The organism is Marinilabilia rubra, from assembly GCF_003121985.1.
In the GTDB taxonomy this organism is placed as follows: Bacteria; Bacteroidota; Bacteroidia; order Bacteroidales; family Marinilabiliaceae; genus Marinilabilia; species Marinilabilia rubra.
This window is the reverse complement of sequence record NZ_QEWP01000032.1, coordinates 14,197-29,042: the sequence shown is the minus strand read 5'-3', so window position 1 is coordinate 29,042 and position 14,846 is coordinate 14,197. Positions and strand designations below refer to the sequence as shown.

Genomic DNA, 14,846 nt, shown 5'->3' with positions numbered 1-14,846 from the left:
ATCTGAAAGTCGCTTCGAAAACAACTCTAAGATACTGGTTTTCAGGGATTTAAACAAATTTATTGCGCTGATTTTCAGGCATTTACCATACTTTTTTTATTATATTTTCAACCCTTGATTCACATTATTCATGATTTCTTCTCCTTTTAGTTATTCATTAAAGAGTAGGAACAGAAAAAAAACGCTTAAAGTTCAAATTTCTTTACAATTACCGGGCAGAGACCTAATCGTCAAGCCCAAAAGCCCTCAGTAATAAATTCATAAAAGGTGTAGGTTATCTTCAAAAAGCAGGTTCGATATTTCTAAGTAAGGCTGAAAAGAGAGGGAAATAACTACTTAAATCCACCTTTTTAATACTCTGGCACACCGGAGGGTCCGGATTTTAAAACGCTAAAAATCAATCGTTTTAAAATCAAAATAACATTTACATAAAAAATGGGACTATCAGTTCTGTATGGTTTTCATCTCATCTATCCCGAAATTTCCGGACTAACGATCCAGTGAGTTGTTTGACCATATTGATATTATTAGACCTTAACCAGAAAAATACTTAAATTTGTGTTTAATGGTTCTTTAAAATCAAAAACTTAACAGAAAATTTTAAGATTGCCAACAAAAGAAAAATGGCTTTTATACTTTGTCCTTGCATTTTTTACGCTGGCCGAAGAACTTGCTTATCATTTCTTTTGCATTTTCTTCAAGTTGACCATTTAAGTTTGTGACACAAAATACCAGGCATACAAACACTTAACCCAATTCACTCATACGCCAGCAAAGTTTTTTGCTGTAATTACCGTATTCCCAAATATTCCAGCATCTGCCTAAATGAAAAAGAATTGAAAATAACAAACAAAAAAAAACATCAAAATGAAAATCACCGAAATTGATCTACCCAATGTCCAACACAAGGAAGTAAGACTCTTCAAGCTGACCAATGGAGAGGAAACTGAAGTTACCATTACAAATATTGGTGCCACAATTACGAGTATCAAAACTAAAGACAAAGAGGGGAATCTTTCAGATATAGTTCTTGGATTTGACACCCCGGAAGAATACATATCGAAGGAGTATCTGGGAAATTGTATTTTCCTCGGAGCAACCGTAGGACGATTTGCTAACAGAATTTCCAAAGGTAAGTTTGAACTGGATGGCAAGACCTATAAACTCCGGAAAAACAATGGCAATAATCATCTGCATGGTGGACCGACAGGGTTTCATCAGAAAATATGGAATGCCAGGATTGAGGATACTGACGCAGGTCAGACATTGGTAATGACGCTAACCAGTCCTGACAAAGAAGAAGGGTATCCCGGGAAAGTTGAAGTTGAGGTCAGATTCTTCCTCTCAAATGAAAATGAATTGATTATTGATTATAATGCTCAAAGCGACACACCCACTCCGGTAAATCTGACCAACCACAGTTACTTCAACTTAAGCGGGAAAGTCACCGATATTCTGAATCACGAGGTTATGATATTCGCTGATGAATACACTCCCAAAATAGATGACATCCCCATTGGCGATATTGTTCCCACAAAAGATACACCATTTGATTTTCAGGATTTTCGCAAAGTTGGAGAACGCCTGAACCATTTACCCGAAGAAGCCTACGATCATAACCTTGTAATAAGTGGAGATGAAGGAGATCTAAGAAGGGCAGCCATCGCCAAAGAACCTGAATCAGGGCGAACCCTGGAAGTATACACAACCTTGCCGGGAATGCAGTTCTACACCGGGTATTTTCTGGATGGAACTTATGGCAACTCCAAAAGAAAATTTGATCAATTTTCAGGCATGTGCTTCGAAACTCAATACTTTCCGGATAGCCCCAATCATAAGGCATTTCCTTCATGCATCGTAACACCCGATAACCCCTTTAACCACACAACAGTATTTAAATTTACCGTAGAATAAAACAACAAAAGGGCCGGTCTCCTTTCAGAAACCGGCCCTCTTCCAATCCACCCAAAGAATATTTTATCGGAACCTAACTGTTGTTGGTTCGTTAATCCAATCTCCCACCACAAACTCCTGACCTTCGTCTAATCCGTGGAAGAAACAAGTTTGTTTATCAGGAAAGTATTGGGAATAAACATCAATTTGCTTCCGGGCTTCTTCTGAACATTTAGCATCCTTCTTCATAGCCATCATAAACTGGTCTACAGCAGCCCAGTAAACTGCACTTTTTTCAAGTTCATTCCCCTCTATCCTTACTGATGCACGAGCATAAATGCTCCCTAGAAGCAAATGTGGTTTTCCCCATCCTGGCAGTAAAGCGGAGGCCCTTTTCGCATACTGACGTGCTTCCACCTCTTCTTTGAAATGTCCATCTTTCAATACCGCTAATTCATAATAAAACACTGCTTTAAGGCTGTCATTTACGGTTTTCTCCAAAGCTTCGCTGTAGTAATTTGCAGCACGATCAAAATCTCCATGTTTGATAAACATCCTGGCCAGGCCACCAGCAGCCTCAGCGGATGGCTTTATTTCATATTTCCTTTCAACGAGTTGTGTATAAAGCTCAGAGTCGGAACATTCGGCCATTTCCATCACTTCCATAAAAACATTTATATCATTGCTATCAAGCTCATTAACATCAGATTTTGTTTCTAAAAGCTTTGCAAAAGTTTCGCAATTACACTTTTCCGTCCGGTTAAATATTTTCTTCACAGCCAGAAGAATTCTTTCATAAACCCTCTCGTTGTAACTATTTTTAAAACCATCAGCAGTTATATGATCGTAAACAGTTACATAATCTCTTAAAAATTGCTCCTCAGAATGATCTCCCTTTTGAACTAAAGCCCGCGAGGCCTGGATCCAGGAAATCATAACAGCGGGTTCTGTTTTAACTCCCATCCGGGAATAGCATTTTTGAAAACATTCATAAGCTTCTTTTAATGCGTTAACATTTTTTCTTTCGTAACGGACCAATGCCATCCCTTTGCGTCCATAAATCCACCCCTCAGGATATTTATTATGATCTCCGAAATACTCAATTCGTTTATCATAGATCATCAACAAAGTATCCAAATAAGCCTCTCTCGATTGTTCATCCTTTGCACTTTCAACAAAATGCTTAAAAAGCTTTGCTCCATCGGAGTACATCCGCACACTCAAATCAGGGCAATTCTTAAAAAGGAAACGCCAGGGACCAACAGCATGTTTGAACATTTCTTTTTCAAGGGCCAACGAAGCCACAGAAAGCTGTTGCAAACATTTAATACTATCCTTTTCTGAATGGTTAACTGAAGCATAAGTTTTCTGACTTAATGTTCCAATTCCACCCAAAAGCATAAAAAAAAGCAAACCTACTGCCGCAGCAAATGAACGAGAAGACTTCATAACCTATATAAATTTTAGTTTTTACTTAATTATCTCTGGCATCTAATTCTTTGAGTTCTTTTATTGAGCATAAAAATTGAATTAAAACACCTTACCTATCCTGACCTACAATTATTCCCCCAAGCCTAATCAAGGTGAAAAAAATGATAAATCCTTCGGCTACGATTTAATATCAATAGCTTTGCCAAAAACACCAAAACACTGATTTTTAAATTTTTAAACATTAAAAACCAAAGGCATTCTGTTCGGATTTCAACATTTAATGTCCGTTTTCGAACAAAACTTAAAGTTCCATCGAATTTCATACATTTGTAAAACAATTGTTAACAATCAGCCACAATCAAAGCACCTGATCATGATTAGCATTATCGACTATTTTGAAGAAAAAGTAAATAAATACGGAGACCATCCCCTATTATGGGAAAAAAAAGAAGGTAGATTTCAGTCCATCACCTATATTGAAACCCATAAGCAGGTTCAAACCTTTGCTGCAGGACTAATTGGGATGGGAATAAAAAAAGGGGATCGACTTTCTCTGCTGTCTGAAGGAAGAAATTATTGGTTAATCTCAGAATTAGCCATTTTGTTTTGTGGTGCAATAAATGTTCCGCTATCCACAAAACTCGAAGCTGATCAGGATTTGGTTTTCAGGCTTGCACACTCCGAGTCCAGAGTGGTTATTGCATCTCTGAATCAACTTCCCAAAATCAGAAAAATCCTTAAAGACCTGCCGTTGGTCGAAAAGGTAATTGTCTTAGATAACATCGAGGATCTACAGGACAAAGAAGTAACGTTAAGCAACGTTTTGAAAAGTGGAAAGTCCCTTTTAAAAGAAAACCCTCAAAAACTGCACAAAACCAAAAAGGCAGTCCATTTTAATGATGTTGCAAATATTTCCTATACTTCCGGAACAACAGCTCAACCAAAGGGCATAATGCTTTCTCATAGAAATTATACTGCCAATGTGGAACAGGCATTTAGTTTTATCGACATTCCAGCCCACTTCAGAACACTTGTTGTGCTTCCATGGGATCATGCATTTGCCCACACGGCGGCCCTTTACTCTTTTATGTTCCGTGGAGCCTCAATAGCGTCAGTTGAAGCAGGCAAAAATCAGATGGAGGCTTTAAAGAATTTTTCAAAAAACATAATGGAGATTCAGCCACACGTTCTTATGAGCGTTCCGGCTATTGCCAAAAACTTTAGAAAAAACATAGAGAAAGGAATCGCTGCCAAAGGCAAAATGGTCTCCAGTCTTTTTAAAGTTGCTCTTAAATTCGCATTCTGGTACAATGGAAATGGTGAAAACAGGGGAAAAGGGTTAAAAAAGATTACCTTTCCAATATATAAACTTTTTGACAACCTTTTATTTAAAACCATTCGAACAAGATTTGGCGGGAACCTTCAGTTTTTTATTGGAGGTGGTGCATTACTGGACATCGATTTGCAAAGATTCTTTTATGCTCTCGGAACCCCTATGTTTCAAGGATATGGACTAAGTGAAGCCTCTCCTATCATTTCAGCCAACACACCTAAGCATCATAAATTAGGCTCTTCCGGACCTATTGTTCAAAACATGGAATTACGAATTTGTGATGAAGATGGCAAAGAATTGCCGGTTGAAACCTCAGGTGAAATTGTTATTAAGGGTGAAAATGTAATGCTTGGTTACTGGAAGAACGAGGAGGACACAAAGAAAACAATCAGGAATGGCTGGCTATACACCGGTGACCTTGGATACATGGACAAGGCTGGTTATCTTTATGTACTGGGTCGGTTTAAGAGCCTTTTAATAGGTTCTGATGGAGAAAAATACAGTCCGGAAGGCATTGAGGAAGCAATTATCGACCACTGCCCTTTCATTGATCAGATTGTTTTACACAACAATCAAAACCCGTACACTGTAGGTTTAATTGTTCCCAACACCGAAAAGATCAAACAATTTATAAGGTCTTTAGAAGAAAGTCTTAATGAAGAGCAAAAGATAGAGGAAGCCCTAAAAACCATTCAGAAACAATTGGCCCAGTTCAAAAAAGGTGGCAAATTGGAAAATATGTTTCCACAAAGATGGCTCCCGGCAACCAGCATTATCCTTCCGGAACCTTTCACCGAGGCAAACAGGCTTCTTAACAGCACAATGAAGGTTGTCAGGAGAAAAGTAGAAGAACATTTTAATAATGAAATTGAGTATTTATACACATCTCAGGGACGTGATTTTATTTCGGAAGTAAATAAAAGAAACCTCCAAAAACAAGCCGGGAAAACTTTAACATAATTCGGGCATCCAATAAAAATTTTAGATGACAGCTATTTCGGTTTCATTTTATCAATAATTGAGAAGCGAGGCGCTGACTAATAATTTTAATAATCAAAAAAGAGAAATGTATTCATATAAAATTGTAAAAACGAAGGTCAAAAATGGTGATTAACAATAATAATTCAGATATTTATGTGGAAAATTTGACAGCAATAAAATAAAAATTTGGTCATTTTGTAAAAAAACATCCCAAAAAACGTCACTAATTGAGCAAATACTACGTAGGTAGTTTTTGTATTAGTAAAGTTTTTCCCATTTTTACAGTCGGTTAAAACACCTAACTATTAAAGTTTCATGCGTAGAAGCCAAAAATTTATATTTCTTTTTTTAGCAATTCTTATTGCATTGCCTCAGAATTCCGCTTCTCAATACAGGAGAGGCAGCTTTAATCTGCTTGAGGGAATGAGTATTACCCCCAAAGGTGGATACAACATGTTCTTTGGCGACCTTGTAGATGAATCAAGAGGCAGCTTCTCAGTTGGCGTTTTAGCTGATCGGGAATTGAGCCCATTGTTTTCGGCCCGTGCCCAACTAATTGGAGGAAAAATGCAAGGAGCTCAGACTGTTCCCTCTTCAGGATTAGTTTATGCATCATTTGACAACGTTTACGCAGAATTCTCTCTTGGAGGAACATATAAACCGCTTAATCACATAATGGGCTATTTTAAGCAACGTACCTTTCAGCCATATGCCCATTTCAATGCTGGGATGGTTTATTATAGTGCTACAGAATATTGGGGCGAAGGGGGAAGCGGGCCAACAGATGAAGAATGGCGATCAGCTTCAGAAATTGCCCCAGTGATTTCTATGGGAGGAGGCGCATCCATCTGGATTAATCCAATTATTAGTGCCAATCTTGAACTTTCGGGGGCAATGCCTTTTACTGATAAAATGGACGTTCATGATGTTTGGTACGCAGGTCATGACTGGCAAACTGAAACAAACCCGCAAACCACCAATCCTAACGATTTTTATTATACATTCACAGTAGGTGTAAAAATCATTCTACAGGATTCAAAACTTAAGAACGATCCAAGGTACAACAGAAAAAGCTATCTTAAGACCAGGAGTTATTATCAATCAAAAGCCAGAAGAAAACCAAGCCGAAGAAAGAGTAGCGGTTTTCTGTTTTTCTAAAGCAAGAAATATTTTTAATAAACCATATAAAAGCCCTCAACACCTGAGGGCTTTTTCATTATTTGAGCTTTACTTTTTATTTTTAAGTAACTTCTCTAGTCGGAACATTTCATCCCTGTATTGCGCAGCCTGAATAAAATCCAGCTCTTTGGCAGCTGCCTGCATCGCTTTCTTCGTTTCAGCAATGGATTTCTCCAACTTATCAGGAGTCATATAAGACAACACCGGATCTGCAGCAACATCCACATCGGTGTCTTCAGGTCCTGAATAGGCATGAGGCCGTTTATTACTTTCCTCCTCCTTATCGTCTGCAGCAAACGCACTAGCTCTTCTCTTTTTAATTGCAGCCGGAGTAATGCCATGCTCTTCATTGTATGTCAACTGCTTTTCCCTTCTGTAATTGGTGGCATCAATGGTTTCCTGCATTGATTTGGTTATTTTATCAGCATACATGATAACCAGACCATTCAGATTCCGGGCAGCCCTGCCTGCAGTCTGTGTTAAAGATCTGGTTGACCTCAAAAAGCCTTCTTTGTCAGCATCCAAAATAGCCACCAAAGAAACCTCAGGTAAATCAAGCCCCTCACGCAATAAGTTAACCCCAACCAATACATCAATAACACCATTACGCAGATTCTCCATTATCTTCACACGCTCGAGTGTGTCAACATCCGAGTGTATGTATTCAGTTCGAATATCAAGTCGCTGCAAGTACTTTGTCAACTCCTCTGCCATTCTTTTGGTCAAAGTGGTAACCAGCACGCGTTCATCTTTCTTCACTCTTACCTGAATCTCTTCTAGCAAATCATCAATTTGATTAAGACTTGACCGTACATCAATTACGGGATCCAAAAGCCCGGTTGGTCGGATCACCTGCTCAACCATCACCCCTTCACTTTTCTCCAGCTCGTAATCAGCAGGAGTGGCACTTACAAAAACAGCCTGATTAACCAAATTTTCAAACTCTTCAAACTTCAGGGGTCGGTTATCCATGGCTGCGGGCAAACGAAAGCCGTATTCCACAAGATTTTGCTTCCGGCTGTAGTCTCCCCCGTACATGGCCCGGATCTGAGGCAAAGTAACGTGACTCTCATCTACCACTATCATAAAATCATTGGGAAAATAATCCAGCAGGCAGAAAGGTCTGGTACCCTCTGCCCTTCCGTCGAAGTAACGGCTGTAATTTTCAATTCCGGGACAATGACCAAGCTCCCGGATCATTTCAAGATCATAATTTACTCTCTCGTCAAGACGTTTTGCTTCAAGTGGTTTTCCTATTTCCTTAAAATATTCAACTTGTTTGACCAAGTCATCCTGAATATTTCTGATGGCCTGATTAATCCTCTCCTTCGTTGTAACAAAAATATTGGCCGGATAAATTAAAATTTGATCAACCGAAGAGAGGGTAACATTGTTCAAAGGATCAAAAGTCTCGATAGATTCTATTTCATCCCCCCAGAAAATAACTCTACATGCATGATCTGCGTATGCAAGAAAAATCTCAACAGTATCGCCTTTTACTCTAAAATTACCACGGTTAAACTCTACTTCATTTCTGGAATAAAGAGCCTCTACAAGGTTTCTGAGAAATTTATTTCGTCCAACCTCCTGACCGGTTTCAAGAGGTATTACATTGGCATGAAAGTCTTCAGGATTACCTATACCATAAAGACAGGAGACTGAAGAAACAACAATGACATCCCTTCTTCCGGAAAGAAGAGCTGAAGTAGCGCTTAATCGCAGCTTCTCAATCTCATCATTAATGGAAAGATCTTTCTCAATATAAGTATCTGAAACAGGAATATAAGCTTCCGGCTGATAGTAATCGTAATATGAAACAAAATATTCAACAGCATTATCCGGAAAAAAACTCTTAAACTCTCCATATAACTGAGCAGCAAGAGTTTTATTGTGACTAAGAACCAAGGTTGGTTTTTTCACCTCCTTAATGACATTGGCCACTGTAAAGGTTTTTCCTGAACCAGTCACCCCCAGTAATGTCTGAAATGGGGTTTCCTTATTAATCCCATCCACTAATTGACGAATGGCTTCAGGTTGGTCCCCTGTTGGTTGAAAATCAGAAGTTATATTGAATTCCATGTATCAATCCTTGTCTATATGGCTCCTTCAAAAACAAATTTGGCAGGCCCTTTTAACCATATGTTTTCAAACTTTTCCTCACCTGCGGTATCAAAAGTCACAGTCAATTCTCCTCCCGGAATATGCATAGAAAACCGGTTGCCTTTTCCGGTCTTAAAAAAACTACCAATGGCCGATGCAACAGCACCTGTTCCGCATGACCAGGTTTCGTCCTCAACCCCTCTCTCGAAGGTTCTCATATCGACTTCTCCATTTTTTACAGGTCCAACAAAGTTTACATTGGTCCCATCCGGAGCGAACAGTTCATGATTTCGCCAAAAAGTGCCCTCTTTAAAAACATCAATTTGTGAAGGATCATCAACAAATTTAATAAAGTGAGGAGACCCGGTATCCAAAAAAAGCCCCTCATCGAGTTTCCTTATTCCCTCAACATCTACCATCTTTAAACTAACAATATCACTTTCAACAATGGCTTCATGAGTGCCATCAACGGCATCAAATGAAAAATACTCTCCGGCTTCAACAACTCCTATATCAACAGCAAAAGCAGCAATACAACGCCCTCCGTTTCCACACATAGTGGACTCTCTCCCGTCACTATTATAGTAGCGCATCGTAAAAGATGATTTTTCTGACTTCTCCAAAAGCATTAAACCATCTGCTCCAATGCCAAATCTCCTATGACACAGAGATTCAATCAGTGATTGATCGCTCCCGTCAAATTGCCCTTGTCGGTTATCGATAAGTACAAAGTCATTTCCTGTTCCCTGGTATTTATAAAATTGTATCTTCTTCATTTTAAGTAAGCTTTTGAACTCGATATTTGTTTTGATTGTAATAAATAAAATTTGCGCTCCGTCAGATATGAAAAATAAACTCCAAAATTACAAATTGCCGGGTGATCAAAAAAGGAAGTTCGTTGACATGACACATTTTTCACCGTATTTTGCCAATATAAACCAAATAAACCTCTTACAATCACTGTTTAAAACTCAAAATAAATTCTCTTTAGAATGCAGCAATTAGGGATGTTTCAAAAGATGGACAACTGACCTTTGTATAAAAAAAATATTTTAATCTATTGTCCCAAAAAACTCAATCAAAAATAAACCCAAAAAAAGTTAACATTTGCAACAAGAGCAATAAAGGCATATCATTTGAATAATGTAATTTGTAAATTGTAAAACGAAAATCGAAAAATATGAATACAAAAAAGTTTTTCTCAGTATTTGCAATTGCTGTCTTAAGTGCATTAATCGCAGTATTTGCTTATTCATACATTGTAAAACCGGAACAAAAAATCGTTGAGGTTCCGCAGCAACAAATCCCTGCAGCTCAATATGCATCTTTACCCCCAACCCCTCAATTGGCGGGGCCTGATCTTACAAAGGCTGCAGAAAATTCTGTTCATGCAGTGGTACACGTAAAAACTATTTCAACCCAAACCTCAGAATACTCGGGAAATCCTCTGTATGATTTCTTCTTTGGACCGGGTAACCCCAGGCCCAGACAAGAACAACCGGTAATGGGATCAGGATCAGGGGTTATTATCACCACTGACGGATATATTGTCACCAACAACCACGTCATTGACAATGCCAACAACATAGAAGTAACCCTCAATGACAACAGAACTTTTAAAGCGGTACTTGTTGGAACTGATCCTGCCACTGACATTGCCCTTCTTAAAATTGACGGTGAAAGTCTTCCTTATATGAAGTACGGAGATTCTGACAATGTTAAAATAGGGGAATGGGTATTGGCCGTTGGTAACCCATTTAACCTGACTTCAACTGTTACAGCCGGAATCGTGAGTGCCAAATCAAGAAGTATTAACATATTAACCCGCCAACAGGGCACACTAGGAATTGAATCCTTCATACAGACCGATGCCGCTGTTAATCCCGGTAATAGTGGTGGGGCATTGGTTAACACAAAAGGAGAACTGATCGGTATAAACACTGCCATTGCATCTCAAACAGGGTCTTACACAGGTTACTCTTTTGCCGTTCCCGTAAGTATTGTTGAGAAGATTGTGGCTGACTTAATGGAGTATGGCGAAGTTCAACGAGGAATGCTTGGAGTAAACATTAGAGATGTTAACAGTGATCTTGCCGATGAACTTAATCTTAGCACAGCGCAAGGCGTGTATGTAGCCAACGTTATGGAAAAAAGCGGCGCTGAAGAAGCCGGAATTGAAGAAGGTGACGTAATTGTAGATGTAAATGGAGAGGAAGTCACCAGGGTTTCAGAGCTTCAGGAAAAGATCAGTCGCTATCGCCCCGGAGACAAAGTAAATGTAACAGCCATGCGCGAAGGAAAAAAGAAGGAATTTTACGTTACTTTACGAAACATTTATGGCTCTACAGACGTTGTAAAAGGAAGTAAGTCATTTGAGGTGTTAGGTGCTGAGTTTGAAGAAGTCTCAAATGCCGAAAAAGCCCGATTAAGAATTCGTAACGGATTGAAGGTTACCGAAGTCTCAAGAGGGAAACTTCAGGAAGCAGGAATTCAGGAAGGCTATATTATTACAAAAGCAAACAGAGTGCCCATTAGCAGTGTTGAAGATTTAAGAAAGGTAGTGGAAATGGTGGAAGATGGATTATTCCTTACAGGAATTTATCCGAGTGGACAAGTAGCTTATTATGCTATAAATTTGGAAGATTAACCACGGAGCAAGAACACAGGTCGAACGGCACTTGCAATAATTCAATATTTGTTGTACTTTTGCGCCGTATTTTTGGGAAATTTTTATGAGACAATTAAAGATAACAAAGTCAATCACTAACCGCGAAAGCGCGTCGTTGGACAAGTACCTTCAGGAAATTGGTCGTGAAGACCTTATTTCAGTTGAAGAGGAAGTCGAATTGGCACAAAGGATAAAAAAAGGTGATCAGGTAGCTCTTGAGAAGCTTACCCGTGCCAACCTGAGATTCGTGGTTTCTGTGGCTAAACAATATCAAAATCAGGGATTAAGTTTACCTGACCTCATCAATGAAGGGAACCTTGGCTTGATCAAAGCAGCCGAAAAGTTTGATGAGACAAGGGGATTTAAGTTTATCTCCTATGCGGTTTGGTGGATTCGCCAGTCAATTCTTCAGGCATTGGCTGAACAATCCAGAATTGTTCGATTACCATTAAACCAGGTAGGCTCCCTCAACAAAATCAACAAGGCTTATTCCAAGTTTGAACAAGAGCATGAGCGGAAACCTTCTCCTGAAGAATTGGCAGATCAGCTAGAGTTACCTGCTGATAAAGTTGCAGATACGCTCAGGGTTTCTGGTCGTCATATTTCGGTTGACGCACCTTTTGTTGAAGGAGAAGACAACAGTTTGCTTGACGTTCTTGTCAATAGTGATTCTCCCAATGCTGATAAAACACTGATTAATGAATCTTTAGCCAGAGAAATTGAGCGTGCATTGGCGACCCTTACCGAAAGAGAAAGTGATATAATTAAGCTTTTCTTTGGAATTGGTTGCCAGGAGATGACTTTGGAGGAGATTGGCGAAAGATTTGGTCTCACCCGCGAGCGTGTTCGACAAATTAAAGAAAAAGCAATCCGCAGATTGCGTCATACTTCCAGAAGTAAATTATTAAAATCATATCTGGGATAATATCCCCGAAATTTAATATTAAAAAAACCTCTCTGTATTTTCGGAGAGGTTTTTTTGTGAACATAAAATCAAAAAAAGAGGCTTTTCTGCTATAGAAAAACCTCTCTTTAAGACAATTTACATATTTGATTCACTCCCTATGCATCAATGTTTGCATACGTAGCGTTCTTTTCAATGAATTCCCTTCTGGGAGGAACATCGTCTCCCATCAACATACTAAACACCCGGTCTGCTTCAGCAGCATTTTCATAGGTAACCTGCCTTAACATTCGGTTCTCCGGGTTCATAGTGGTAAGCCACAACTGCTCAGCGTTCATCTCCCCAAGACCCTTATAGCGCTGGATATGAACAGAATCTTCACGACCATCGGCATATTTCTCAACAAATTCACGACGTTGGGCATCTGTCCAGCAATATTCTTCATTTTTTCCTTTTTTCAGGAAGTACAATGGAGGAGCTGCAATATATATATACCCTTCTTTAATAAGCTCTTTCATATAACGGAAAAAGAACGTCATAATCAAAGTTGTAATGTGACTACCATCTACGTCGGCATCGGTCATAATTACAATCTTATGATATCGGAGCTTTTCCACGTTCAGTGCCTTGCTGTCATCTTCGGTACCTATATTGACCCCAAGTGCCGTAAAAACATTTTTGATTTCATCGTTTTCGAACACCTTGTGCTGAAGCGCTTTTTCCACATTCAAAATTTTACCTCTCAAAGGTAAAATAGCTTGAAAACGGCGATCTCTTCCTTGTTTGGCTGTACCTCCCGCAGAGTCACCCTCAACTAAAAATATTTCTGACTGAGTAGGATCTTTTTCGGAGCAATCGGCCAGCTTACCGGGTAAGCCACCACCTGTCAATACACTTTTTCTCTGCACCAACTCACGGGCTTTTCTGGCAGCATGACGAGCAGTAGCAGCAAGGATAACTTTATTAACAATAGCCTTAGCCTCCTTAGGATTCTCCTCAAGATAATTATTCAACATTGTGCTTACAGCCTGATCAACGGCCAGACTAACTTCACTGTTGCCCAATTTGGTCTTGGTCTGCCCCTCAAACTGAGGTTCGGCTACTTTCACCGAAATGACAGCTGTTAAGCCTTCACGGAAGTCATCCCCATTAATATCAAATTTCATCTTGGCCAACATTCCTGATTTGTCAGCCCAGTTTTTTAATGTTCTGGTAAGACCTCTTCGAAATCCTGTAAGATGTGTACCTCCTTCGATGGTATTAATGTTATTGACGTACGAATAGATATTCTCGTTAAAAGAGGTATTGTAAACAATCGCAATATCAACGGGAATATCATTCTTTTCAGTAGAAATACTGATTGGGTTGTCAATGAGTTTATCTCTGTTACCATCGATAAACTCAACAAATTCGTTCAACCCATCTTCAGAAAAGAAACGCTCTGATTTATAGTTATCTTCTTCATCCTTTTCCCGCTTATCGGTAAGAATGATTTCAAGACCGGCATTCAAAAAAGCAAGCTCTCTTAACCGGTTAGCAAGAATGCTATATTTGTATTCGGTTTGGTTGAAAATGGAAGTATCGGGCTTAAAAGTCACCCAGGTTCCGGTAATATCCGTAGTTCCTACCTCATTAATGGGCCCGGTGGGTTTACCTTTTTGATATTCCTGACGATAAATCTTTCCATCACGATGCACCTCCGCTTTAAGATCAGTTGACAAGGCATTAACACAAGAGACACCCACCCCGTGGAGTCCACCTGAAACCTTGTAACTATCTTTGTCAAATTTACCCCCGGCATGAAGTACGGTCATAACAACTTCCAGTGCAGATTTTCCTTCTTTCTCATGGTAATCTACCGGAATTCCACGCCCATTATCAACAACAGTAATACTGTCATCCTCGTTAATAGTGACACCGATAGAGGTACAGTAGCCCGCAAGAGCTTCATCAATAGAGTTATCAACTACCTCATATACCAGATGGTGCAAACCCTTTTGACCCACATCACCAATGTACATTGCCGGTCTTTTTCTAACAGCTTCAAGACCTTCCAGAACTTGAATACTATTGGCACTGTAACCATTAGCTGGATCAAGGTTGTTCTCGTTTACGTTATCACTCATTTTTTTCATTATTTGAATGCATTCCGAATTTTATCAGAATTTTAAAATTGCCACACAAATATAGTAAAATTAGTGCTAATCAGGGCCATTTCAGCGGACATTTTCGCCCACAAAAAATAATCACAAAACACTGATTTACTGACTTTTAAAACCACATTGTAAAAAACATATCACAGACTTCAATTTTCCTGTATTTTTTCCATTAAATACCACCTACAGACTTTGTTTTGA

At 39.1% G+C, this 14,846-nt stretch carries 9 protein-coding genes; 5 read left to right on the top strand and 4 right to left on the bottom strand.

Going from position 1 to position 14,846, the window contains the following annotated elements; genetic code table 11:
• The first annotated feature begins 867 nt into the window (after window positions 1–867).
• The gene (locus DDZ16_RS20065; protein ID WP_109266270.1) at window positions 868–1,914 is read left to right on the top strand and encodes an aldose epimerase family protein; all 1,047 of its coding nucleotides are present in this window, start codon (window positions 868–870) and stop codon (window positions 1,912–1,914) included.
• 63 nt (window positions 1,915–1,977) lie between these two features.
• On the opposite strand, the gene DDZ16_RS20060 is transcribed toward DDZ16_RS20065, so the two are convergent.
• A complete protein-coding gene (locus DDZ16_RS20060; RefSeq protein WP_109266269.1) occupies window positions 1,978–3,342 on the bottom strand; it encodes a tetratricopeptide repeat protein in 1,365 nt (454 codons plus the stop codon).
• Window positions 3,343–3,697: 355 nt separating this feature from the next.
• Here DDZ16_RS20060 and DDZ16_RS20050 point away from each other — a divergent pair, with 355 nt between their 5' ends.
• Together DDZ16_RS20050 and DDZ16_RS20045 are read left to right on the top strand one after the other, a co-directional pair.
• A complete protein-coding gene (locus tag DDZ16_RS20050) occupies window positions 3,698–5,617 on the top strand; it encodes an AMP-dependent synthetase/ligase (protein WP_109266267.1) in 1,920 nt (639 codons plus the stop codon).
• A 336-nt stretch (window positions 5,618–5,953) separates the two neighbouring features.
• Complete coding sequence (locus DDZ16_RS20045; protein WP_198416774.1) at window positions 5,954–6,796, top strand: hypothetical protein; 843 nt, start codon at window positions 5,954–5,956, stop codon at window positions 6,794–6,796.
• A 69-nt stretch (window positions 6,797–6,865) separates the two neighbouring features.
• Here the strand turns inward: DDZ16_RS20045 and uvrB are convergent, their stop codons facing one another.
• Window positions 6,866–8,896, bottom strand: coding sequence for an excinuclease ABC subunit UvrB (gene uvrB / locus DDZ16_RS20040; protein ID WP_109266266.1), 2,031 nt, complete (start codon window positions 8,894–8,896; stop codon window positions 6,866–6,868).
• A gap of 14 nt (window positions 8,897–8,910) precedes the next feature.
• Window positions 8,911–9,693 (bottom strand): diaminopimelate epimerase, encoded by a 783-nt coding sequence (gene dapF / locus DDZ16_RS20035; protein ID WP_109266265.1) that lies wholly within the window; start codon window positions 9,691–9,693, stop codon window positions 8,911–8,913.
• A 404-nt stretch (window positions 9,694–10,097) separates the two neighbouring features.
• Between dapF and DDZ16_RS20030 the strand changes: the two genes are divergently transcribed.
• Entirely contained in the window at window positions 10,098–11,564 is a 1,467-nt protein-coding gene (locus tag DDZ16_RS20030; protein WP_109266264.1) for a Do family serine endopeptidase, read from the top strand.
• 85 nt (window positions 11,565–11,649) lie between these two features.
• Entirely contained in the window at window positions 11,650–12,510 is an 861-nt protein-coding gene (locus tag DDZ16_RS20025; protein WP_109266263.1) for a sigma-70 family RNA polymerase sigma factor, read from the top strand.
• Between the two features lie 137 nt (window positions 12,511–12,647).
• On the opposite strand, the gene gyrB is transcribed toward DDZ16_RS20025, so the two are convergent.
• Window positions 12,648–14,615 carry a DNA topoisomerase (ATP-hydrolyzing) subunit B gene (gene gyrB / locus DDZ16_RS20020; protein WP_109266271.1) on the bottom strand — a complete coding sequence of 656 codons (1,968 nt, stop codon included), beginning with the start codon at window positions 14,613–14,615 and terminating at the stop codon, window positions 12,648–12,650.
• Window positions 14,616–14,846: the final 231 nt, after the last annotated feature.